This window comes from Streptomyces sp. NPDC048275 (genome assembly GCF_040652275.1).
Lineage (GTDB): Bacteria > Actinomycetota > Actinomycetes > Streptomycetales > Streptomycetaceae > Streptomyces.
This window is the reverse complement of record NZ_JBEZLR010000053.1, coordinates 42,191-64,195: the sequence shown is the minus strand read 5'-3', so window position 1 is coordinate 64,195 and position 22,005 is coordinate 42,191. Positions and strand designations below refer to the sequence as shown.

Genomic DNA, 22,005 nt, shown 5'->3' with positions numbered 1-22,005 from the left:
GGCGTCCGGGATCATTCGGTGCGCGATCGCCTGTGCGGAGGAGGTTGAGGTGGTGGCGGCCTGTGCGGGGGCCGCGGCCAGGATCATGCCGGTGGTGGCGGCGGCCACGGCGGCACCGGTGAGGACCTTCTTCGGAGAGGTGACGGCGCGGCGGATGATGGAGACGGACACGCGTGGGACCTTTCTTCGGGTACAGGGCGGTCGCTGTATGCCGTGACCCCGTGGTGCGTGGTGCGTGGTGGGGCGGGGCGTACGTGGGCGCCGCGGCCCGGGTGGGCTCGCAGCGCCTTGCGACTGCTTCAGAGAAACAGGCTCGGGGGGTGTCTGCAATGACCCCTTTTACTAGTGGTGGTCGCATCCGAGGAGAAAGTGCCTTCTGTGACCTGGCTCTCAAACCCCAGGTCAGAGGGGTTGGCGACGCGTCCATGTCACGCTTTTCCGCTACGGCCGCGCTTCGTATGTGACGGAGGTCCTGTGGGCTGGTTCACTCCGCAAGTGGCGGAATGTGTCCGAATGGTCTACGTGGAGTGGCTGGCGGGTGTGACCCAGGCCGCACCTCACCGGGGTTCGAACGTGACCGGCGTCTCGAAGGCGGCCCGTCGCGTGGCCCGGCGCAGCGCCTTGAGGAGGGTCGCGCCGAGCGTGAGGGTCAGGACGACCGTGACGACCGCCCGGCCCAGGTCCCAGCCGAGGGAGGTGGCCAGGCAGTAGGCGAGGAAGCGGGCCAGGTTGGCGGGGGTGGAGGCGTCCGGGTCGAAGGCGACGTTCGAGGCCAGGGCGTCCATGAAGGGCCAGCCGGCCAGGTTCATGACCGTGCCGTAGGCGAAGGCGGCGCAGAATCCGTACGCGGCGAGCATCGCCAGCTCCGCGCGCCCGCGCAGCCGTTCGGGGCCCGGCAGCAGCCCGGCGCCCATCGTGAACCACCCCATCGCGAGCATCTGGAACGGCATCCACGGCCCCACCCCACCGGTGAGCAGCGCCGACGCGAACATCGTCACGCCCCCGAGGACGAACCCGAACCCCGGCCCGAGCACCCGCCCGCTCAGCACCATCAGGAAGAACATCGGCTCGATCCCTGCCGTCCCGGCCCCGATCGGCCGCAGCGCGGCGCCCGTCGCGGCCAGCACCCCGAGCATGGCCACCGCCTTCGGGCCGAGCCCGGACTCGGAGATCGTCGCGGCGACGACCGCGACGAGCAGCACGAGCAGCCCCGCGAACAGCCAGGGGGCGTCCTGCGCGTGCGTGCCGACCTGAGAGGTGGGGTCGGCGAAGAGCGGCCAGCCGAACGCGGCGAGCCCTACCCCGCTCACGAGGGTGAGCGCGGCGATGGAACGGGGGCCGAGGCGGATGACCTTCATGCGAGTGCGTTCCTTACGAGTGCGTCCCTTATCTGGGCCACCGTGAGCCATGGCTGCGGCGCCAGCACCTTCGTGACCTGCGGGGCGAAGGACGGGGACGCGACGACCACCTCGGCCGTGGGGCCGTCGGCGACGATCTCGCCGTCCGCGAGGACGACGACGCGGTGGGCCAGCTCGGCGGCGAGCTCCACGTCGTGGGTGGCCAGGACGATGGCATGGCCCTCGGCCGCAAGGCCGCGCAGGACGGCGATGAGCCGGGCCTTCGCCGCGTAGTCGAGACCTCGGGTCGGTTCGTCGAGGAGGAGCAGTGGGGGGCGGGCCGTCAGGACCACGGCCAGCGCGAGCGCCAGCCGCTGGCCCTCCGACAGATCCCGGGGGTGTGTGTCGTCCGTGATGCCGGGCAGTAGCCCGGACACCAGCTCCCGGCAGGTACCGGTGGCGGCCCCGGCATCGCGGTCGGCCGCCGCGCACTCGGCGGCCACCGTGTCCGCGTACAGCAGGTCGCGCGGTTCCTGCGGTACGAGACCCACGCGCCGTACGAGGTCCCGCGGCGGCGTCCGGTGCGGGACCGCGCCTCCGACCCGGACCGAACCGGCGGCCGGTTCGACCAGCCCGACCAGCGTCCCGAGGAGGGTGGACTTCCCGGCGCCGTTGCGGCCCATCAGGGCGATGATCTCGCCGGCGGCGACGGTGAGGTCGACACGCCGGAGTGCCTCGACGTGGCCGTGGCGGACGGCGAGGGCTTCGACCGAGGCGGCCTGCGGGGTGGTGGGGGTGGTGGTGGAGGTGGTGGCGGGTGTGCGCTTGCGGAGGAAACGGGGGCGGGGGGAGAGCGGCGGGAGGGGCTGACTGATGCCGCCGGGCGTCGGGGTCGCCGTCTCGGTCGGGGTGAGCGTCGACAGCCGCTCCCGCAGTGCTCCCGCCCGGCGCCGCGCGTCGCGCACCGTGAGGGGGAGCGGGGACCAGTCGGCCAGGCGGCCCAGGTCCACCACCGGTGGGTACACCGGGGAGGCGGCCATGATCTCGGACGGGGTGCCGAGGAGCGGCGGGGCGCCCGGGGACGGGAGGAGGGCGACCTGGTCGGCGTACTGGATGACGCGTTCGAGGCGGTGCTCGGCCATGAGGACGGTCGTGCCGAGGTCGTGCACCAGGCGTTGCAGGACGGCGAGGACCTCCTCCGCGGCGGCCGGGTCGAGCGCCGACGTGGGCTCGTCGAGGACCAGGACCTTCGGGTGCGGGGTGAGTACCGAGCCGATCGCGACCCGCTGCTGCTGTCCGCCGGAGAGTGTGGCGATCGGGCGGTCGCGCAGGTCCGCCAGGCCCAGCAGGTCCAGGGTCTCCTCGACGCGGCGGCGCATCACGGCCGGGGCGAGTCCGAGCGACTCCATCCCGTACGCGAGTTCGTCCTCGACCGTGTCCGTCACGAAGTGGGAGAGCGGATCCTGGCCCACCGTGCCGACGACGTCCGCGAGTTCGCGCGGCTTGTGGGTCCGGGTGTCCCGTCCCGCGACCGTGACCCGGCCGCGCAGGGTGCCGCCCGTGAAGTGCGGGACGAGTCCGCCGACCGCCCCGAGGACCGTCGACTTGCCGACGCCGGAGGGGCCGACCAGGAGGACCAGTTCACCCTCCGGGACCTCGAAGTCCACGCCGCGGACGGTGGGTTCGGCCGCTCCGTCGTAGGTCACGGAGACATCCTCGAAGCGGATCATGAGGGCTCCTTGGGGATCGGGGCGACGAAGGCGGGGAGGAGTCCGAGGAGGACGGCCGCGGCGGGCCAGAGGGGGAGGGCCGGTGCCACGAGGGGGACGACGCCGGGGCGCAGCGCCGCCGGGTCGTACGTCGCGGCGACCACCATCAGCGCCGCCACCGCCACGCCCGACCCGGTGACCAGCCACGCCCGTACACCCCACACGTCCGGCCGGTAGCGGGTGCGCGGCGAGCGGCTGCCGCCCAGCCACAGGCCGCCGAGCGCCGAGGCCAGCCCGGCGAGCAGCACGGGCAGGCCGAAGCCGCCGCCCTCGGCGGTCAGCACTCCGTACGTTCCCGCGCAGACGCCGAGCAGACCGCCCAGCGTCAGTACGGCGGTGGTGCGGCGGACGGCGGGCGGGACCTGGGCGGTACGGCCGTAGCCGCGCGCGTCCATCGCCGCCGCCAGCGCGACCGACCGCTCCAACGCGCCCTCCAGCACCGGCAGTCCGACGTGCAGCAGGCCGCGCAGGCCCCGGTCGGGGCGGCCGCGCAGGCGGCGGGCGGCTCGTAGCCTGCGCACGTCCGCGATCAGGTTCGGCGCGAAGGTGAGGGCGACCACGACCGCGACGCCCGCCTCGTACAGCGCGCCCGGCAGTGACTTCAGCAGGCGTGCCGGGTTCGCCAGGGCGTTCGCGGCGCCGACGCAGATCAGCAGCGTGGCCAGTTTCAGGCCGTCGTACAGGGCGAAGACCAGGCCCTCGGCGGTGACCCGGCCGCCGATGCGGATGCCCTGCGCCCAGTGCGGGAGGGGGACTTCGGGGAGCGTGACGAGGAGGTGCGTGCCGGGGATGGGGGAGCCGAGGAACACGGCGAAGGCCAGCCGGATGCCGAGGACGGCGATGCCGAGCTTGATGAACGCGCTGTAGGAGCGGGCCCAGGGGGCGTTCGTGCGGCGGGCGGCCACCACGTAGCCGGCTACGCCTATGAGGAGGGCGAGGAGGAGGGGGTTGGTGGTGCGGGAGGCGGCGGTGCCCAGGCCCAGGGACCAGATCCACCAGGTTCCTGGGGGGAGGGCGTTGTTGCGGTTCGCTTCCGGGGTGGGGGTGACCCACGTGGTGGCGGTACGTGCGGTTGCCATGGTGCGCGTCCCTCAGCCTCGGCGGCGTCGGGACTGCCAGATCGCCGCCGCGCCCAGGGTGGCCACGGCGGCCGCTCCCGCGATCAGGCCCACCGACGGGCCGTCGTCGGACGGCTCGGCCCGCGTCGCCGATACCTGGTCGCCGCAGCCCGACCGGGGGTAGCCGGCGATGGCGCACAGCAGGGCGTTGGTGTCGTAGCGGAGGGGTTTGGCCACCGTGGCGAGGGCGTCCGCCGTGGTCGCGGCGGAGGGGACGCGGGCGCAGGCCGTACGCGCCCGGGGCGGCTTCTCGCCGGACGACGCGTCCGTGGCCGTACCGAAGTCGATGACGAGGGCCACCCGCTTGTGGCCTTCCTGGGCGGGCGTCCTGGCGCAGATGGACGCGAAGTCGGCTTTCCCGCGCGGTGTCGAGGCGTCCTGCGAGTCCTCGCTCACGGCGAAGCGGAAACCCTGTACGTCGCCGTCGTACGGCCGCGTGGTCGACGGCCCCTGCGTGGCGTACGTCCATTTGCCGCCGGTCAGGTCCCAGAAGGACCAGTAGCGGTAGCCGACGGCCTGGGCCTGCCCCGCCGTGCCGAGCACGAGGAGGACCAGGCCCAGGACGAAGACGGTCGTGCCGCGCCGGGTCACGGCTGCCGCTGCTTGTTGCGGCCGCTGAGCAGGAAGCCGATGCCGATACCGCCGACGAGACCGACGCCGACGATCCACCAGACACTGACGCCCTGGTCGTCGTCCTTCTTCTCGTCGCTCGGGGCGGCCGTGGAGCTGTCGGACACGTCCGTCGCCGGGCCCGTCGCGCCGAGCTGCCGCACGAGGTCCGCGCCGCCGAAGTCACGCGGGTCGGTGCCGGTGGCGTGGGCGGCGAAGATCAGCTGGGCGTACGCGGCGGGACCGGCCTTCGCCGCCCAGGCGCCGGAGTTCTTCTCCAGCCAGGCGAGGGGCTGCTTCGTGTCCGTGGTCCAGCCCTCGGCGGCGAGCGCGACGACCGCGTCCGCGGTGTTGCCGTAGTCGGGCTGGTCCTCGGAGCCGGGCAGCGCCGACTTCAGGTAGGGGGTGGTGGTGAGGGCGTCGGAGAGGTAGGACGCGCCGTTGCGTGCCGCCTCCTCGGGCGTGAACTTCTCCGGGCCGCAGGTGTAGCCGGACGACGTCGTCTTCCCGGCCGTCGTCACGAACCCCTTACCGAGGACGCCGAGGACCGCCGCGGCCGTGGCGTCCGCGTTGGCCGTCAGCTTGCCCTTCTTGTCGGGCTGGTAGGCGAACCCGCCGCCGCTTCCCTCGCCTTCGCACGCGATAGCCAGCTTCACCAGGGTGTCGTACGGCGACTTGCCGCCCTTGGAGACCTCCTTGGGCTTCTCGCCCGCGGCCGTGAGCGCGCCGATCACCACGGAGGTGGAGTTCGCGTCGCTGGCCCCGCCCGCCGCGTAGCCCCAGCCGCCGTCCGTGTTCTGCGCGGACTTCAGCCAGGTGACCGCTTTGTTCGTCTCGGCGTCGTGCCCGCCGAGCGCGGCGAGGGCCTGTACGGCTGCCGCGGTGCTGTTCGTGTCGACCATCGTCTTGGCGTCGCACTTCGCCGTGGCGTCGGCGCGGTACGCGGCGAAGGCGCCGTTCGCGCACTGCTGTCCGGTCAGCCAGTCGACGGCCTTGGCCGCGGGCTTCACCCCCACCGTGTGCTGGGCCAGCAGCGCGAGGGACTGCCGCCAGACGCCGTCGTAGGTGGGGTCGGTGCTGCCGTAGAGGCCGGAGGGTATGGCCTGGGACGGAGAGGGGGAAGCGTCGTCGGCGACGGCGGCGGCCGGGGCGACGACCGTACCGATCACGACGGTGGCGGCCAGTGCGGCCAGTACCGCGGCGCTGCGGCGAACAATCATGACTCTCCCTGCGGGGAACCGGGCAGCACCGGGCGCAGGCTCGGCCCCGAGCGGCTCCGGCCCCGTATGCCTCGACGGTGCCGGCCACTGGCGGGCTGCCGGTGGCACGAGCCGGTCACGTCCCGGACGAGGCGATCCGGCTCACCGCCCTAAGGGCGGCTCACGGTTGCGGGTCAGCGCCGGAATTGCACCGGCTTTCCCCCGTACGGGTGTGATGACGACGCGCTCACTGTACCGGCCCGTAGCAAAACGCCTGAGGGCCGGCTGTGCGGGCCGGTAGGTTCACGGTCATGCGAGGGACGGGGAGATTGCTCGGCTAGGACCTGTTCGGTCGGTCACGGTGGAGGAAAGCAGCGGTGTGTGGTCGATGCCGGTGAGCGGGGTGTGGTGCGTGCAGCTGCAAGGCGGAGGAGGGCGTCGACGCGGAGCGTCGGCAACCGACGACAACGCGGCAGATGTGCGTGCCACACCCCGCGTCTCCGCCGTGATCGACCGGACAGGTCCTAGGGGCGTTCGGCGGACGTCTACGAGATCGACGAGGCGTGGGTGCTGCGGCGGGACCGGGAGGGGTGGGGTGACGCGGCGGCCGAGGCGGCGGTGATGGAGCACGTACGCGGTCACGGCTATCCGGTGCCGGCGGTGCGCGCGGCGACCCGGACCGAGCTGGAGATGGAGCGGCTGGAGGGGCCGACGATGCTGGCGGCGTTCGTCGCGGGGCGGATGGGACCCCGGGAGGGCGGCGCCACTCTCGCCGGGCTGCTGCGCGCGCTGCACGCCGTGCCCGCCCGGGCCTCCGGCGACCCGTTCGCCCGCGTACTGCACCTGGACCTGCATCCCGACAACGTCATGCTCACCCCGGACGGCCCGAAGGTCATCGACTGGGCCAACGCCGAGGAGGGCCCGCCCGGCCTGGACTGGGGCATGTCCGCGGTGATCCTCGCGCAGGTCGCGGTCTGCGGTGAGGCCCACGCGGAGGGGGCCCGCGAGACGCTGGCCGTGCTGCTCGACGGCAACGCGGAGTGCGTGACGCGGGACGGACTGGCGGAGGCGCTGCGGCGCCGGGCGGTCAATCCGACGATGAGCGCGCGCGAGGTCGAAGCCCTGGGGGAGGCGGAGCGGTTGATCCGGGAGCTGCTTCAGCCGCATCGCTGAGTGGTGTCGGCGGCTGTGTAACCACCGGGGAGTTGAACGCATTTCGTCGAAAGCCGACCGGAACCGAAGCGGAAACGAAGCAGAACAGACACAGAACAGACGCGATGCCGCCGCTGTTCGGTCCCCGTTCCCGGACGGCCGCTGGGGAGGTCCTGACCAGGCCAGACTGGTGGGTGTGTCCGACAAGACGACCGGTGGCCGGTCCGGCAATCTGCCTCCCGAGACGCGTAGCTTCGTCGGGCGGCTGGAGGAACTCGACCGGCTGGAGCGGGAGCTGGAGCCCGCGGCGGGCGTCCATAGGCTTCTGAGCCTCGTCGGGGTCGGCGGGGTCGGCAAGACCCGGCTCGCCGTGCGCGCCGGGGGCCGGGTCCGGGACGCGTACCCCGACGGCGTCTGGCTGGTGGAACTCTCACCGCTGCGGATCGCCGGCCTGGTCGGCCACGCCGTCGTGGAGGCGCTGCGGCTCGGCGACCGGTCGACCCGCCCGGTCACCGAGGTGGTCGCCGCATGGGCGCGGGACAAACGGCTGTTGCTGGTGCTCGACTCCTGCGAACACGTCCTCGCGGACTGCGCGGCGCTCGTCGAGGCCCTGCTGCCCGCCCTCCCCGGCCTGCGCATCCTCGTCACCAGCCGCGAACCGCTCGGACTGCCGGGCGAACTCGTCCTGCCCGTGGACCCGTTGCCCCTCGCCGACGACGCGGTGACCTTGTTCGCCGAGCGGGCGGCGGCCACCGGGTTCACTCTCGACGACACCAACCGCCCCACGGTGGAGGCCGTCTGCCGCCGCCTCGACGGTATTCCGCTCGCTCTCGAACTCGCCGCGGCCCGGCTCTGCGAACTCTCCCTGGCCCAGCTCCACGGCCTCCCCCAAGTTCTCGGCTGCGCTCGAACAGGGGGCACCCCCACCGGCGAACGTCTGCCCTCCCGCCTCGACCTGCTCAGCTCGCCCGACGACGGCGCGGGCGCGGGACCGCCGCGCCATCAGACGCTGCGTACGGCGATCGGCTGGAGCCACGAACTGTGCGAACCGCTCGAGCGTCTGCTGTGGGCCCGGCTCTCGGTGTTCGCCGACGGCTTCTGCGTGCGCGCGGCCGAGGAGATCTGCGCGGGCGGCCCGCTGCCCGCCGGACGGATCGCCGACCTGCTGGCCCGGCTCGTCGAGCAGTCCATCGTGCAGCGCCACCGCACCGACCCGGCCCGCTTCCGACTCCTCGACACCGTACGGGAGTTCGGCGCCGACTGGCTGCGCGCCCTCGGCGAGGAACACGCCGTACGCCTGCGCCACCGCGACCACTTCCGGCACCTGGCCCGGCAGGGCCGCGTCGAGTGGAACACCGGACGGCAGGTGGCGTGGTGCGAACGCACCCTCACCGAGCACGCCAACCTGCGGGCCGCCATGGACTGCGCGCTCACCGAACCCGGCAGTCACGTCGCCCTGGAGATGGCGGCCGACATCGGGTTCCTGTGGCGGCACTGCGGCTCTCTGCGCGACGCCCAGCACTGCCTCGACCTCGTGCTCGCCACCGACCCCGCGCCCGGGCCCGACCACACTCGCGCGCTGTGGGCGCGCGGCGCGGTGGCGCTGCTCCAGGGCGACCTGGAGGTCGCGGCGGACTGGGCGACGCGGTGCGCGGACGCGGCCGAGGCGCAGGGCGATCCGGTGGCGCTGGTGGCCGCCGCGTACCTCGCGGGCGGTCAACTGGCCCTGAGCGGACGGTTGACCGAGGCGATCGAGGTGCTGTCCGCCACTCCCCGACTCCCCATCCGGGACGACGGGTTCGGGGCCGCCCAGCTCCAGGTTCGGGTGGCGCTCTCCTTCGCGCACATGCTCCGGGGCGACCACGCCCGGGCGCGCACGGTGGCCGACGAGGTGCGCGAGGCCAGCGTGGCGTGCGGGGAGTCGTGGGCGGGCGCCTTCGCCGACGCCATCGTGGCCCAGACGGACCTGGCCCGCGGCGACGTCCGCGCGGCGGTCGGCAACGCCCGCACCGCGCTGGCCGGGCATGCGCTCCTGTACAACACCGTGGGCGCGGCGATGGCGCTGGACATCCTCGCCGCCGCGGTCGTCGCGGACGGTGACGGCCACCGCGCGGCCCGACTCCTCGGCGTCGGCGAGCGCGTCTGGGAACTCACCGGGCGCGCCCGGATGAACTCGCCCGACCTGCTGGCCACCCGCCGCTCCCACGAGCACCGCATCCGCGCCGAGATCGGCGACGCCGCGTACGAGAAGGCGTACGAGGAGGGCCGCGACATGCCGTACGAGGAGGGGCTGGACTATGCGATCGGTGAGGGGGGCGGCCGATGACCGGGCGCGGCCCGCGCCGTCTCCGACGTCTTACAGCGCCACGTACGTCACAGGATCGCTCCCCGTCACCGCCTCCGCCCGGCCCAGCTTCACCAGTCGGCGCACATGGGCCTCGGCCTCCGACAGCGCGATGTTCCTTGAGGGGAAGGGGATCTGGTCCCAGGGGCGGTTCCACTCCATGCGCTCGGCGAGCTGCCAGGCGGTGAGGGGGGTCGAGAGGAGGGTGAGGAGGTCGGTGAGGCGGTCCTCGTGGTGCGCGAGTAACTCCCGTACGCGCCCAGGGGCGTCGGTGAAGGCGTGCTGGTGGGCGGGGAGCACCTCGGCCGGGTCGAGGCGGCCGACGCGTTCGAGGGAGTCGAGGTAGTCACCCAGGGGATCGGCGACGGTGGCGTCGTCCGGATCCTCGTACAGGCCGATGTGCGGAGTGATCCTCGGCAGCAGGTGGTCGCCGGAGAACAGACGGCCGTGGCCCGGGAGTCCGGCCGGGTGGGTCTCCTCCAGGTGGAGGCAGACATGGCCGGGGGTATGTCCGGGGGTCCAGATCGCGCGCAGGCGGCGGCCGGGCAGTTCGAGGAGTTCGCCGGGGACGATCTCGCGGTCGGGGAGGGCGGGGGAGAAGCCGGGCAGGGTGCCGGGGCGCCGCGCCGACCGTGCCTCGCGCAGCAGCGTCATGTGCTCCTCGGGAGCGCCGGAGGCCACCAGCTTGTCCGCCATGTACGCGAACCAGCGGTCCGGCCGGCTTTCCCGCGCCCGCCGTACGATCGCGGTGTCCGCCTCGTGCATCGCGATCCACGCACCGGACGCGTCCCGCACCTTCCCCGACAGACCGTGGTGGTCGGGGTGGTGGTGGGTGATGACCACGCCGTGCACCTCGGCGACGGAGACACCGCAGGCGGTGAGCCCGTCGGCGAGGACGTCCCAGGAGGCCGGGTCGTCCCAGCCCGTGTCGATCAGCACCGGCCCCCGGTCGGTGTCGACGACGTGGACCAGCGTGGTTCCGAGCGGGTTGTCGGGGATGGGGACCCTGATCGACCGTACGCCCCCGCCGTGGTCGGTCATCTGTGCCATGGGCTCCCCTGTCGCCGATTCCCGTCACTGTAACTGGAACTGGTTCCAATGGGAGCCCAAGTCACCTAATGGGTACCGGCCGTGGTGGGTGGGCGGGATCTACCAGCAGTCGGGATCGAATACCGACTTCACGCCCGTGCAGGCGTAGACCACGGGCATCTCGGCCGGTTCGGCGTACTTGAGATACTTGAGGCGGTCGCGCTCCCAGCCCGCCCGGATCTCCTCGATGCTCAGGTCCGAGGTGTCGGGCAGTTCCTTGCCCTGCGCGGCGAGCAGCTTGGTCCAGTTGCGGATCATCTCGTCCCGGGTGGCGGGCGTCGCCGTCTGGACGGCCACCCCGGAACGGTCGGCCTCTCCCTGCGCCGAGACCGCCCACCCCGCACCGCAGACGGTGAGTGCCACGGCCGCCACGGCTACCGGCCAACGGCGGCCCCGCTCACTGCTGTTCGCCATCCCCTTGGCCTCCCCTCGGCTTGATCATCGTAGGGCCGGGAAAGCCCGGAAGGTGTGGCGAAGTGGCGTGAGGGCCGTGGACTACTCGAAGCGGAACTGGTATCTGTCTCCGTGTCAGCTATATCTGATGCATCGTCAGAGAACGTCCCCGGGGAGGCAGTCGGCCATGACCGAGCTCGTGGAACACGGACAGCTGTTCATCGGCGGGGAGTTGACGGACCCCCTGGGCAAGGACGTCATCGAGGTGATCTCGCCGCACACCGAGGAGGTCATCGGACGCGTCCCGCACGCCTCGAACGAGGACGTCGACCGGGCGGTCGCGGCGGCACGCAAGGCCTTCGACGAAGGGCCCTGGCCACGGCTGACCCTCGACGAGCGGATCGAGGTCGTCACCCGGATCAAGGACGCGATCGCGGTGCGTCACGAGGAGATCGCCCGCGTCATCTCCTCCGAGAACGGCTCCCCGTACTCCTGGAGCGTCCTCGCCCAGGCCCTCGGCGCGATGATGGTGTGGGACGCGGCGATCACGGTCGCGCGCGGCTTCACGTACGAGGAGACGCGCGACGGAGTCCTCGGGAAGATCCTCGTCCGGCGCGAGCCGGTGGGCGTGGTCGCGGCCGTGGTGCCGTGGAACGTGCCGCAGTTCGTGGCGGCCGCCAAGCTCGCGCCCGCGCTGCTGACCGGCTGCACCGTCGTGCTGAAGCCGTCGCCGGAGTCACCCCTGGACGCGTACCTGCTGGGGGAGATCGCTCGCGACGCGGGGCTGCCGGAAGGCGTCCTGTCCATCCTCCCGGCGGACCGCGAGGTGAGTGAGTACCTGGTCGGACACCCCGGCGTCGACAAGGTCTCCTTCACGGGCTCGGTCGCGGCGGGCCGACGCGTGATGGAGGTGGCGTCGCGCAACCTCACCCGCGTGACGCTGGAGCTGGGCGGAAAGTCGGCGGCGGTGGTGCTGCCGGACGCGGACATCGCGACGTCCGTCCCCGGGATCGTCTCGGCGGCCTGGATGAACAACGGCCAGGCGTGCGTCGCGCAGACCCGCATCCTGCTGCCACGCTCGCGCTACGACGAGTTCGCGGACGCCTTCGCCGCCGCGGCGAGCGCCCTGGTGGTCGGTGACCCGCTGGACCCGGCGACCCAGGTGGGCCCGCTGGTCGCCAAGCGGCAGCAGCAGCGCAACCTCGACTACATCCGCATCGGCCAGGAGGAGGGTGCCAAGATCCTCACGGGCGGCGGCCGTCCGCACGGGCTGGACCGCGGCTGGTACGTCGAGCCGACCCTCTTCGGCGACGTCGACAACTCGATGCGGATCGCGCGGGAGGAGATCTTCGGCCCGGTGATCTGCCTCCTTCCCTACGGCGACGAGGCCGAGGCCGTGAAGATCGCCAACGACTCCGACTACGGGCTGAGCGGCAGCGTCTGGACGGCCGACGTCGCACACGGCATCGAGGTCGCCCGGCAGGTCCGTACCGGCACGTACTCCGTCAACACCTTCAGCCTCGACATGCTCGGCCCCTTCGGCGGCTACAAGAACTCGGGCCTGGGGCGGGAGTTCGGGCCCGAGGGCTACGGCGAGTTCCTGGAGCACAAGATGATCCACCTGCCCGCCGGCTGGGAGGCGTGAGGATGGGTGACCGCTGGGGTGTCGAGGTCGACCGCTCCGTGTGCATCGGCTCCGCCCAGTGCGTCCACCTGGCCCCGGACGCGTTCCGCCTCGACTCCGCCATGCAGTCCCACCCGGCCGAACCGGAGACCGACGCCAACGAGAAGATCCTCGCGGCGGCGGAGGGCTGTCCCGTGGAAGCCGTCATGATCACGCTGCTGGGCAGTGGGGAGCCGGTGTTTCCGCCGGAAGAATGAGAAATTCCCTCATTGATGTAAAAAAGTTCCGCTTTGGGGTGTTCTCTCCGGTCGTGGGAGTTCTATTCTGGTAGTGGCCTACGAGGCGAGTGAGGGAGTTCGACCGGAGTAGCCGACTCGGGCGAGACGCAGCAGCATCGCATCCGCTGGGGCCGACGTCGACGGTAGGGCTGAGAGGCCGGAAGGCAGCGGTCAGGCCGGACGGCGACCCCCATCACCTGATCCGGGTAATACCGGCGAAGGGAACCCGTCTCGTAGGTTTTTGTGTGCCCGCGCTCGGCCTGGGGGTGTCCCTGTCGGGTCTGGGGGGTGATCCATCGGGCCTGGGGGGTGATCCAAATGGCACCCCCTAGCTGTGATCGTCCGGCTCCGTCACCTCGATCAGTCGGCACACCGTCTCGATGTCGATCTTGACCTGGGCGATGGAGGCGCGGCCGGAGAGCCAGGTGATCAGGGCCGAGTGCCAGGTGTGCTCGATGACGCGGACCGCGGAGAGCTGCGCGGGGGTCGGGTCGTCCAGGCCCATCGCGTCCAGGATGATCGCCGTGGTCTGCCGGGACACCTGGTCGACCTCGGGGCTCACGCTGCGGTCCGCGAAGGTGAGCGCGCGGACCATCGCGTCGGCCAGATGCGGCTCTCGCTGCAGGGCACGGAACGCCCGCATCAGCGTCTCGGCGACCCGCTCCGCCGCCGTGTCACCGGCCGGCGGCTTCTTCTGCAGGGTGCCGTGCATGCGCTCCAACTGGTCCTGCATGGTGGCGACCAGCAGATGGACCTTCGACGGGAAGTAGCGGTAGAGCGTGCCGAGGGCGACCTGTGACGACTCCGCGACCTCACGCATCTGCACCGCGTCGAAACCGCCCCGGCTGGCCAACCGCGCGCTCGCGTGCAGGATCCGCCGGCGGCGTGCCTCCTGCCGCTCGGTGAGCGCGGGCGCGGCGGGGGGTGCGGCCGGGCGGGTGGCGGGGTGCGCGGGGGGTCGCGCGGACTTGGCTTCCACCTTGGCTTCCGCAGGCATGGTTCCCGTTCCGTGGGTGCAGCTGGAGGAGCGACCGGACAGCACGGTGGAACACCTCCGTCGTGGCGCGGATCACCTGATCCACTGCTCACAGGCGGCCTACCTGCCGGTAGATTCAGTGCTCCTCGAACGATCAAGTCTGAAACTTGTTCTAGATTAGCGTCCCAGCGTAACCTCGCGGGAAAGTGCAGGGAGAAGGGGGCCGTAAGTGACCGCTGAGGCCATGGAGGCGGGCCCCGGGGAGGGTGTGGCCGCTGATGGCGGACGACCGCTGCGGATAGCGCTCCTCACCTACAAGGGGAACCCGTTCTGCGGCGGCCAGGGCGTGTATGTACGGCACCTCTCGCGCGAGCTGGCCCGCCTCGGCCACCGCGTCGAGGTCATCGGCTCCCAGCCGTATCCCGTGCTGGACGAAGGCCTCCCCGAGCTGAGCCTCACCGAGCTGTCCAGCCTCGACCTCTACCGTCAGCCGGACCCCTTTCGCACCCCGGGGCGCGACGAGTTCCGCGACTGGATCGACGCGGTCGAGGTCGGCACGATGTGGACCGGGGGCTTCCCCGAACCACTGACCTTCTCGCTGCGCGCGCGGCGCCATCTGCGCGACCGCCGCGGGGACTTCGACGTCGTGCACGACAACCAGACGCTCGGGTACGGACTGCTGGGAGACGTGGGCGCCCCCCTCGTCACCACCATCCACCACCCCATCACCGTCGACCGCCAGTTGGAGCTGGACGCCGCCGAGGGACGACGGCGCCGGATGTCCGTGCGCCGCTGGTACGCCTTCACGCGCATGCAGAAGCGGGTCGCGCGCCGTCTGCCGTCCGTGCTCACCGTCTCCGGCACATCACGCCAGGAGATCGTCGATCACCTGGGCGTACACGACGACCGTATCCACGTCGTGCACATCGGCGCGGACACCGACCTCTTCTCGCCCGACCCCGCCGTGCCGCAGGTGCCGGGCCGGATCGTCACCACCTCCAGCGCGGATGTGCCGCTCAAGGGGCTCGTCTTCCTCGTCGAGGCGCTTGCGAAGCTGCGCACCGAGCACCCGCGCGCGCACCTCGTCGTCGTCGGCAAGCGCGCCGAGGACGGGCCCGTCGCCCAGGCCATAGAGCGGTACGGCCTCGAAGGCGCCGTCGAGTTCGTCAAGGGCATCTCGGACGCGGAGCTCGTCGACCTCGTGCGCTCGGCCGAAGTCGCCTGTGTGCCCTCCCTGTACGAGGGGTTCTCCCTGCCCGCCGCCGAGGCGATGGCCACGGGTACGCCGCTGGTGGCCACCACCGGCGGGGCGATCCCGGAGGTCGCCGGACCCGACGGCGAGACCTGCCTCGCGGTGCCGCCCGGCGACGCGGGTGCGCTGGCCGCCGGACTCAGCCGCCTCCTCGGTGACCCGGAACTCCGGGCGAGACTCGGCTCCGCCGGGCGCGCGCGGGTACTGGAGCGCTTCACCTGGGCCCGAGCAGCCGAAGGCACGGTGGCCCACTACCGCGAGGCGATCGCCGACGCCGCGGGCCAGGATCCCCGCGGCTTCGCGGCTCGCACCAGCAGCACCGCCGGCGTCACCCGCACCAACAGCGCCACCGGTACCGACGCCGTCCCCACGGCAGCCGTCGGTACCTCAGCCGTGGCCGAAGAAGTAGTTGTAGCCAACCGCGAAAGCAGGGCCACGTGCTGACCGTCGACTTCTCCCGGTTCCCGCTCGCCCCGGGCGACCGTGTTCTGGACCTCGGATGCGGTGCCGGCCGGCACGCGTTCGAGTGCTACCGGCGCGGCGCCCAGGTGGTCGCGCTGGACCAGAACGGCGAGGAGATCCGCGAGGTCGCCAAGTGGTTCGCGGCGATGAAGGAGGCGGGGGAGGCCCCGGCCGGCGCCACGGCGACGGCGATGGAGGGCGACGCCCTCGCGCTGCCCTTCCCCGACGCGTCCTTCGACGTCGTGATCATCTCCGAGGTGATGGAGCACATCCCGGACGACAAGGGCGTGCTCGCCGAGATGGTCCGGGTGCTCAAGCCGGGCGGCCGCATAGCGATCACCGTGCCGCGTTACGGACCGGAGAAGGTCTGCTGGACGCTGTCCGACGCGTACCACGAGGTCGAGGGCGGCCACATCCGCATATACAAGGCGGACGAACTGCTGGGCAAGATGAAGGAGGCCGGGCTCAAGCCGTACGGCACCCATCACGCCCACGCCCTGCACAGCCCCTACTGGTGGCTGAAGTGCGCGTTCGGCGTCGACAACGACAAGGCGCTGCCCGTGCGGGCGTACCACAAGCTCCTGGTCTGGGACATCATGAAGAAACCCCTGGCCACCCGGGTCGCCGAGAACGCGCTGAACCCGCTGATCGGCAAGAGCTTCGTGGCGTACGCGACCAAGCCCCACCTGCCCACGGACGCTGCCACGGTGGACGCTTCGTGACCACATCTCGTTCGCCCCGGACGGAACATCTCGTCCTGCCCGGGGTCCTGACCGCCGAGGAGGCGGCCGCCACGGTGGGCGGAATCCTCGCGGTACAGCGGCCCGACGGCGCCATACCGTGGTTCCGCGGTCACCACCTCGACCCGTGGGACCACACCGAGGCGGCCATGGCCCTGGACGCGGCGGGGGAGCACGAGGCGGCCGAGCGGGCGTACGAATGGCTCGCACGCCACCAGAACCAGGACGGTTCCTGGTACGCGGCCTACGCCGACGGGGACGCGCACGACGTCACCGACCGGGGCCGGGAGACCAACTTCTGCGCGTACATCGCCGTCGGAGTCTGGCACCACTACCTGGCCACCGGCGACGACACCTTCCTGGACCGGATGTGGCCCTCGGTCTACGCGGCCGTGGAGTTCGTGCTGCGGCTGCAGCAGCCGGGCGGGCAGATCGGCTGGAAGCGTGAGGACGACGGGACGGCGACCGACGAGGCGCTGCTGACCGGGAGTTCGTCCATCCACCACGCGCTGCGTTGTGCGCTGGCCATCGCCGAGCAGCGGGAAGAGCCGCAGCCCGACTGGGAGTTGGCGGTCGGCGCGCTGCGGCACGCGATCCGCAAGCACCCCGAGCGGTTCCTCGACAAGGACCGCTACTCGATGGACTGGTACTACCCGGTGCTCGGCGGCGCGTTGACGGGCGCCGAGGCCAAGTCCCGGATAGCGGAAGGCTGGGACCGCTTCGTGGTACCCGGACTCGGCGTTCGCTGCGTCGTCCCCAACCCGTGGGTGACCGGCGGCGAGTCGGCCGAACTCGCCCTGGCGCTCTGGATCGTGGGCGAATCCGACCGGGCCCTGGAGATCCTCCAGTCCATCCAGCACCTGCGCGATCCGGAGACCGGCCTGTACTGGACGGGTTATGTCTTCGACGACCGGACGATCTGGCCCGAGGAACTCACCAGCTGGACGGCCGGCTCCGTCCTCCTCGCCGTGGCCGCACTTGGCGGCGACGAGCCGACCTGCGCGGTCTTCGGCGGCGAACGCCTGCCGCTGGGGCTCGACGCGGAGTGCTGTTAGGACCGCTGGGACCCGCTAGGACCTGTCCGGCCGATCAAGTCGCAGGAGAGCGGCGGTGTCTGCGAAGTGCCGGTGAGCGGGGTGTGGTGCGTGTAGCTGCAAGGCGGAGGAGGGAGTCGACGCGGAGCGTCGGCGAGTGACGACAACGCGGCAGATGCGCGTGCCACACCCCGCGTCTGCGGCATGATCGGCCGGACAGGTCCTAGCACCGCTCAATGCCGGTGCATGCGGTTGGCGATGGCGTGGCCGACGAAGAGGTAGACGACGGCGGCGAGACCGTAGCCCGCGATCACGCGCGCCCAGGCCCGGTCGAAGGTGAACAGGTCACGGGACCAGCCGGCCAGCCAGCTCGCCGCGTCGTGGATGAACTGGACCAGATCGTTGGTCCGGTTCGCGTCCAGCAGGTACATGAGGATCCACAGGCCCAGGATGAAGGCCATGACGTCGGCGACGATCGCGATGAGCGTCCCCGCCTGGTTGGAACCGTTGCGATTTCGAGTGGACATGCCCTGCGGGTAGCCCGAGCGACCCGGCTGAAACCCGAAGGGGTTCGCCGCGGCCTGGGCGAAACCCGAATGGTTCGCTCAAGTGGCGCAGGGTGCGGAGCCGGGTGAGGCTGCCGGAAGTGCCGTGACTCCCGGAAACCGGGAGAACCGTTCCCTTCCCCGGAGGACCCCGTGCCCGTACCGATACGGCGCCTCACCGTGGCGCTCACCCTCTGCTGCGCCCTGCTGGCCGGTGCCACCGCGTGTGGCAGTGGCGGCGCCGAACAAGTGACCGCCGCCAGCGCCAGCGCCACCACTTCCGCCGCCGCGGCGGCCGTCACCCCGACCAGCACCAGCAGCGCAGAGAAGCAGAAGCTCGCCAAGACCCGCTTCGTGGCGAACGCCGGCCTCGGGGCCGGAGCCACCTATCAGTGGATCGTGAAGCCCTGGAAGGCCGGAAAGTTCAAGAAGGGCGCGAAGGGCCGCAAACTCGCCCTGATCAAGGCGGGTATCGCGGGCGCGTTCGCCTACAACCGGCTCCAGGCCGCGGTCAAGAACGCCAAGGGCGACCCCACGCTCTCGAAGGCGGTCGCCCCGCTCACCGCGGGCATCGAGGCACTCAAGGGAATGCCGGCCAAGCTCCGCAAGGGCGAGTCGACCGACGCGGTCGTGAACTCCTTCGACGACATCATCAATCAGGTGAAGGCAGCCGGAAAGAGCGCGGGTGCCGAGGTCCAGAACAAGGTGCCGTCGACTTCTCAGCTCAGCGGCGGATGACAGCGGACAACGCTGGTTGACCGAGCGTACGGCGGTCCGGTCGCGGGCCGCCGTACGCGCCTGGTTCAGGCCGCCGTTCACGCCTGGGTTTCCGAGCGTCGTCAGGTGTTGAGATCCGCCAGCACCCGCAGCGTGTGCGGGTCCGGCGCGAGCACCAGCAGGTCCGTCACCGGACCCTTGCGCCACAACTCCAGTCGCTCCGCGATGCGTTCGCGCGGTCCGACGAGCGAGATCTCGTCCGCGAAGGCATCGGGAACGGCGAGTACGGCTTCCTCCCGCCGCCCTTCGAGAAAGAGCCGCTGAACCCTCCGCGCCTCCTCCTCGAAGCCCATCCGCGCCATCAGATCGGCATGGAAGTTGCGCGCCGCGTGCCCCATCCCGCCGATGTAGAAGCCGAGCATGGCTTTGACCGGCAGCAGTCCTTCGGCGAGGTCGTCGCAGACGTGGGCGCGGGCCATGGGAGCGACGAGGAAGCCGCTGGGCAGATCCTTGAGCGAGGCCTCGTACGCCTGAGGGCGGGTCGGCGACCAGTACAGCGGCAGCCAGCCGTCCGCGATCCGGGTCGTCTGCGCGATGTTCTTCGGCCCCTCGGCGCCGAGCAGGAGCGGCAGTTCGGCGCGCAGGGGGTGTGTGATCGACTTGAGGGCCTTGCCGAGGCCGGTGCCGTCGTCGCCCCGGTACGGAAGAGGGTGGAAGCGCCCGTCCAGCTCAACGTGGGCCTCGCGCCGGAGGACTTGGCGTACGACATCCACGTACTCCCGGGTCGCGGTCAGCGGCGACTTCGGGAACGGCCGCCCGTACCAGCCCTCCACGACCTGCGGCCCCGACAGCCCGAGGCCGAGCATCATGCGCCCGCCCGAGAGATGGTCGAGCGTGAGCGCGTGCATCGCGGTGGTGGTGGGGGAGCGGGCCGCCATCTGGGCGACGGCCGTGCCCAGTTGGATACGGGTCGTCCGCGCGGCGATCCAGGTGAGCGGGGTGAAGGCGTCGGAGCCCCAGGACTCGGCGGTCCACACGGAGTGGTAGCCGAGCCGTTCCGCCTCCTGGGCGAGGGGGACATGGTCGGCGGACGGGCCGCGTCCCCAGTATCCGAGCGCGAGACCGAGCCGCATGTCACCCTCCTGACGTTGTGTCAGATTCCGGGGTGACTGTACGGGAACGGCCCCCACTCGGAAAGAGTGGGGGCCGTGAGAGGTCCGGGGGCGGCGGGTCAGCCGCGCTGGATCCCCGACGTGTCCTGCAGCACGCCGCGACGGCCGTCCTGCGTCTGCGCCACCAGGACCGCGCCGCGCTGCTCGACGGCCAGGTACCAGGTGCCCGGCGCGAGCTCGGCGATCGGCGTCGGCGAACCGTCCTCCGCGAACAGCGGACGCGGCACCGGCACGGCGAACCAGAACGGCGAGAAGTCCCCGGCGGGCTGCTGCGCCTGCGGGGCGGCAGCCTGCGGCTGGCTGGGCTGACCGAACGGCCCCGGCTGCGCACCGTAGGGCTGACCGGGCTGGCCCGGCTGCGGGGCGCCGGGGTAGCCGTACCCGCCGGGGGGCTGGGCGCCGTAGGGCTGGGGGGTGACGGGCTTGGGGGCCGGGAGGAGGGCACCCTTGAGGGCCGGGACGAGGGGGGTGGCGATGGCGGCGCCGGCCAGGATCAGGGTGGCTACCAGGCCGAGGATGGCGCCGGTACCGGCGTCGGGGCCGGCGGCTCCATCTCCCACATTGTTGTAGCCGCCCGCCGGGTCGACGATGTTCCCGAGCGCGCTCCACGCGGCGAACACCGTGAATGCGACGCCGAACTGGCCGAGGTCAAGGCCGACGACCTTGGGAACCTGCGGCAGACCGTGGGCGACGACGATGAGTGCGGCGCCGATGATGCCCGCCAGGAAGACGCTCATCAGGAGCGGCGCGCTTCCCCAGGCGTTCGGGAGGTCGACGCCTTCGGCACCGTCGACGGAGTAGATGCCGAGGAACGACGCGATGAACAGCAATACCGCTGCTCCGATCACCACGCCGTCGCCTCGAGTGAGGGAGCGGATATTCACTTCAGGTCCTTCGTCAGTCGTCTCGTCATCGGTGGAGGCGTTGCTGTCACCACGTTGCCATCAGGCCGTATGCCGCCATCAGGTCGCGGTGTGAAGCGCGGGGGTGACCCCTCATCGTAGGGACGACACTATCGCCCGTCCCGACAGGGTGTCCGCCGGGTGCAAGCCGTTGATCGTCACCCGTGCAGGAAACTCACGATTCCCTCAGAGATCCCACGCGCCGCCTTCTGTCGCCACGCGCTGTTGGTCAGCAACGCGGCGTCCTTGGTATCGCGCATGTTGCCGCACTCGATGAACACCTTGGGAACCGTTGACAGATTGAGACCGCCGAGATCCTTTCGGACCACGAGTCCGGTGCCTTCGCCGATGTAGTTGGAGGGCGCGCTGCCGGTCTCGCGGACGAAGTTGCCCGCGATGCGCTCACCCAACTCCTGGGACGGGGCGACGATCGCGCGGGTGTCCGCACCGCCCGCGTTGACGGACCCGGGCAGGATCACATGGAAGCCACGGTTGCCGACCGCCGAGCCGTCCGCGTGGATCGAGATCGCGGCGTCGGCGCGGGCCGTGTTGCCGATCCGGGCCCGCTCGTCGACGCACGGGCCCCAGGCGCGGTCACCGTCCTGGGTCAATTTCACCGTGGCGCCCTGCTGTTCGAGGATCGTCCGCAGCCGACGCGAGACGTCGAGCGTGAACCGGGCCTCCGCGTAACCCGCGTTGGTCGCCGTCCCCGTCGTGTCGCACTCCTTGCTGTTCGTGCCGATGTCCACCTTGCGGTTGATGTCGGCCGTGTGCTGGAAGTTGCCGGGGTTGTGCCCGGGGTCGATGACGACGACCTTGCCTTTGAGGGGGCCGGAGGCGGCGGGCTGGGACGAGGTGCCGGAGGAGGCGGAAGGGCTGGGGCTCGGCTTCTCGCCCGTACTCGACCCGCCGGCTGTCGGTGTCCGCGCTCCGGGGGGCGAGGGCGAGGACGCGGGCCCGGTGGCGGAAGGCGCCGCCGCCTTGTCGGACGTACCGCCGTCCCCCGAGTCCCCCACCGCCTGCCACACCAGCCATCCCACCAGCGCCCCCGGCACCAGCGCGGCGACCGCCACGGTCATCGGCCCGCGCCGGGAGCGGCGCGGGCGGGGAGGTTCGAAGTCAGGGCCTACGTATGACACGGCTGCCACCCTACTGGGCGTCCCCTGTGACCATGAGGTCCATGGCGGGCGAGTGAACGGCAGGCTGGAGGTCGTGAGGTCGGCGCTCGCCGCCGGGTCCGTGAGGCAGGTGTGAGGCGCCGGCCGATCCGGCGCCGCGTAAATCACGTGCTTG

Annotated in this window: 19 protein-coding genes, 2 pseudogenes and 2 riboswitches; of the genes and pseudogenes, 8 read left to right on the top strand and 13 right to left on the bottom strand. The window is 71.7% G+C overall.

Annotation, left to right across the window (positions count from 1 at the left end; all coding sequences use genetic code 11):
* The 6 genes and pseudogenes from AB0D57_RS27925 to AB0D57_RS27900 form a co-directional block, all read right to left on the bottom strand.
* A pseudogene (locus AB0D57_RS27925) lies at positions 1–171 on the bottom strand (lytic transglycosylase domain-containing protein); the annotation flags it as partial.
* A gap of 386 nt (positions 172–557) precedes the next feature.
* The gene (locus tag AB0D57_RS27920; RefSeq protein WP_362078625.1) at positions 558–1,409 is read right to left on the bottom strand and encodes an ECF transporter S component; all 852 of its coding nucleotides are present in this window, start codon (positions 1,407–1,409) and stop codon (positions 558–560) included.
* Positions 1,355–3,067, bottom strand: a complete 1,713-nt coding sequence (locus AB0D57_RS27915; protein ID WP_362078622.1) for an ATP-binding cassette domain-containing protein — start codon at positions 3,065–3,067, stop codon at positions 1,355–1,357. Before AB0D57_RS27915 ends, AB0D57_RS27920 begins: the two co-directional genes overlap by 55 nt.
* Positions 3,064–4,185: a CbiQ family ECF transporter T component gene (locus AB0D57_RS27910; protein ID WP_362078619.1), complete on the bottom strand. Its 1,122-nt coding sequence runs from the start codon at positions 4,183–4,185 to the stop codon at positions 3,064–3,066. Before AB0D57_RS27910 ends, AB0D57_RS27915 begins: the two co-directional genes overlap by 4 nt.
* Positions 4,186–4,197: 12 nt before the next feature.
* Positions 4,198–4,815 (bottom strand): SCO2322 family protein, encoded by a 618-nt coding sequence (locus tag AB0D57_RS27905; RefSeq protein WP_362078616.1) that lies wholly within the window; start codon positions 4,813–4,815, stop codon positions 4,198–4,200.
* Positions 4,812–6,053, bottom strand: coding sequence for a prenyltransferase/squalene oxidase repeat-containing protein (locus AB0D57_RS27900; protein WP_362078613.1), 1,242 nt, complete (start codon positions 6,051–6,053; stop codon positions 4,812–4,814). The genes AB0D57_RS27905 and AB0D57_RS27900 overlap by 4 nt, the downstream gene beginning before the upstream one ends.
* Before the next feature lie 135 nt (positions 6,054–6,188).
* Positions 6,189–6,248: riboswitch (cobalamin riboswitch) on the bottom strand.
* Positions 6,249–6,560: 312 nt separating this feature from the next.
* On the opposite strand from AB0D57_RS27900, the pseudogene AB0D57_RS27895 reads away from it, so the two are divergent.
* A pseudogene (locus AB0D57_RS27895) lies at positions 6,561–7,205 on the top strand (phosphotransferase); the annotation flags it as partial.
* Positions 7,206–7,380: 175 nt separating this feature from the next.
* On the top strand, positions 7,381–9,510 hold the full coding sequence (locus AB0D57_RS27890; protein WP_362078610.1) for a hypothetical protein: 2,130 nt from the start codon (positions 7,381–7,383) through the stop codon (positions 9,508–9,510).
* 30 nt (positions 9,511–9,540) lie between these two features.
* Here the strand turns inward: AB0D57_RS27890 and AB0D57_RS27885 are convergent, their stop codons facing one another.
* Positions 9,541–10,578 (bottom strand): MBL fold metallo-hydrolase, encoded by a 1,038-nt coding sequence (locus AB0D57_RS27885; protein WP_362078607.1) that lies wholly within the window; start codon positions 10,576–10,578, stop codon positions 9,541–9,543.
* Positions 10,579–10,677: 99 nt separating this feature from the next.
* Positions 10,678–11,031 carry a hypothetical protein gene (locus AB0D57_RS27880; protein WP_362078604.1) on the bottom strand — a complete coding sequence of 118 codons (354 nt, stop codon included), beginning with the start codon at positions 11,029–11,031 and terminating at the stop codon, positions 10,678–10,680.
* Positions 11,032–11,197: 166 nt separating this feature from the next.
* Here AB0D57_RS27880 and AB0D57_RS27875 point away from each other — a divergent pair, with 166 nt between their 5' ends.
* Positions 11,198–12,655 carry an aldehyde dehydrogenase gene (locus AB0D57_RS27875; protein WP_362078601.1) on the top strand — a complete coding sequence of 486 codons (1,458 nt, stop codon included), beginning with the start codon at positions 11,198–11,200 and terminating at the stop codon, positions 12,653–12,655.
* 2 nt (positions 12,656–12,657) lie between these two features.
* Positions 12,658–12,891, top strand: a complete 234-nt coding sequence (locus tag AB0D57_RS27870) for a ferredoxin (protein WP_362078598.1) — start codon at positions 12,658–12,660, stop codon at positions 12,889–12,891.
* Between the two features lie 138 nt (positions 12,892–13,029).
* A riboswitch (TPP riboswitch) is annotated at positions 13,030–13,153 on the top strand.
* A gap of 87 nt (positions 13,154–13,240) precedes the next feature.
* Here the strand turns inward: AB0D57_RS27870 and AB0D57_RS27865 are convergent.
* Positions 13,241–13,909 carry a TetR family transcriptional regulator gene (locus tag AB0D57_RS27865; protein ID WP_362078595.1) on the bottom strand — a complete coding sequence of 223 codons (669 nt, stop codon included), beginning with the start codon at positions 13,907–13,909 and terminating at the stop codon, positions 13,241–13,243.
* A gap of 208 nt (positions 13,910–14,117) precedes the next feature.
* On the opposite strand from AB0D57_RS27865, the gene AB0D57_RS27860 reads away from it, so the two are divergent.
* Genes AB0D57_RS27860 through AB0D57_RS27850 form a run of 3 tightly spaced genes read left to right on the top strand, consistent with a single transcriptional unit; the run spans position 14,118 to position 17,397 of the window.
* Positions 14,118–15,584: a glycosyltransferase family 4 protein gene (locus AB0D57_RS27860; RefSeq protein ID WP_362078592.1), complete on the top strand. Its 1,467-nt coding sequence runs from the start codon at positions 14,118–14,120 to the stop codon at positions 15,582–15,584.
* A complete protein-coding gene (locus tag AB0D57_RS27855) occupies positions 15,578–16,324 on the top strand; it encodes a methyltransferase domain-containing protein (RefSeq protein WP_362078589.1) in 747 nt (248 codons plus the stop codon). Before AB0D57_RS27860 ends, AB0D57_RS27855 begins: the two co-directional genes overlap by 7 nt.
* Positions 16,321–17,397: a prenyltransferase/squalene oxidase repeat-containing protein gene (locus AB0D57_RS27850; protein ID WP_362078586.1), complete on the top strand. Its 1,077-nt coding sequence runs from the start codon at positions 16,321–16,323 to the stop codon at positions 17,395–17,397. The genes AB0D57_RS27855 and AB0D57_RS27850 overlap by 4 nt, the downstream gene beginning before the upstream one ends.
* Positions 17,398–17,609: 212 nt before the next feature.
* Here the strand turns inward: AB0D57_RS27850 and AB0D57_RS27845 are convergent, their stop codons facing one another.
* On the bottom strand, positions 17,610–17,903 hold the full coding sequence (locus tag AB0D57_RS27845) for a hypothetical protein (RefSeq protein ID WP_362078583.1): 294 nt from the start codon (positions 17,901–17,903) through the stop codon (positions 17,610–17,612).
* Between the two features lie 171 nt (positions 17,904–18,074).
* Here AB0D57_RS27845 and AB0D57_RS27840 point away from each other — a divergent pair, with 171 nt between their 5' ends.
* Positions 18,075–18,659: a hypothetical protein gene (locus AB0D57_RS27840; protein ID WP_362078580.1), complete on the top strand. Its 585-nt coding sequence runs from the start codon at positions 18,075–18,077 to the stop codon at positions 18,657–18,659.
* Between the two features lie 101 nt (positions 18,660–18,760).
* Here the strand turns inward: AB0D57_RS27840 and AB0D57_RS27835 are convergent, their stop codons facing one another.
* The 3 genes from AB0D57_RS27835 to AB0D57_RS27825 form a co-directional block, all read right to left on the bottom strand.
* A complete protein-coding gene (locus AB0D57_RS27835) occupies positions 18,761–19,771 on the bottom strand; it encodes an LLM class F420-dependent oxidoreductase (protein ID WP_362078577.1) in 1,011 nt (336 codons plus the stop codon).
* Between the two features lie 98 nt (positions 19,772–19,869).
* Positions 19,870–20,694 carry a hypothetical protein gene (locus tag AB0D57_RS27830; RefSeq protein WP_362078574.1) on the bottom strand — a complete coding sequence of 275 codons (825 nt, stop codon included), beginning with the start codon at positions 20,692–20,694 and terminating at the stop codon, positions 19,870–19,872.
* 176 nt (positions 20,695–20,870) lie between these two features.
* Entirely contained in the window at positions 20,871–21,851 is a 981-nt protein-coding gene (locus tag AB0D57_RS27825) for an N-acetylmuramoyl-L-alanine amidase (protein WP_362078571.1), read from the bottom strand.
* Positions 21,852–22,005 lie beyond the last annotated feature (154 nt).

What these genes read in the sequence shown, in the direction of transcription:
- AB0D57_RS27920 (WP_362078625.1), bottom strand. Translation starts at nt 1,409, where the DNA reads ATGGCTCACGGTGGCCCAGATAAGGGACGCACTCGTAAGGAACGCACT.
- AB0D57_RS27915 (WP_362078622.1), bottom strand. Translation starts at nt 3,067, where the DNA reads ATGATCCGCTTCGAGGATGTCTCCGTGACCTACGACGGAGCGGCCGAA.
- AB0D57_RS27910 (WP_362078619.1), bottom strand. Translation starts at nt 4,185, where the DNA reads ATGGCAACCGCACGTACCGCCACCACGTGGGTCACCCCCACCCCGGAA.
- AB0D57_RS27900 (WP_362078613.1), bottom strand. Translation starts at nt 6,053, where the DNA reads ATGATTGTTCGCCGCAGCGCCGCGGTACTGGCCGCACTGGCCGCCACC.
- AB0D57_RS27885 (WP_362078607.1), bottom strand. Translation starts at nt 10,578, where the DNA reads ATGGCACAGATGACCGACCACGGCGGGGGCGTACGGTCGATCAGGGTC.
- AB0D57_RS27880 (WP_362078604.1), bottom strand. Translation starts at nt 11,031, where the DNA reads ATGGCGAACAGCAGTGAGCGGGGCCGCCGTTGGCCGGTAGCCGTGGCG.
- AB0D57_RS27875 (WP_362078601.1), top strand. Translation starts at nt 11,198, where the DNA reads ATGACCGAGCTCGTGGAACACGGACAGCTGTTCATCGGCGGGGAGTTG.
- AB0D57_RS27870 (WP_362078598.1), top strand. Translation starts at nt 12,658, where the DNA reads ATGGGTGACCGCTGGGGTGTCGAGGTCGACCGCTCCGTGTGCATCGGC.
- AB0D57_RS27865 (WP_362078595.1), bottom strand. Translation starts at nt 13,909, where the DNA reads ATGCCTGCGGAAGCCAAGGTGGAAGCCAAGTCCGCGCGACCCCCCGCG.
- AB0D57_RS27845 (WP_362078583.1), bottom strand. Translation starts at nt 17,903, where the DNA reads ATGTCCACTCGAAATCGCAACGGTTCCAACCAGGCGGGGACGCTCATC.
- AB0D57_RS27835 (WP_362078577.1), bottom strand. Translation starts at nt 19,771, where the DNA reads ATGCGGCTCGGTCTCGCGCTCGGATACTGGGGACGCGGCCCGTCCGCC.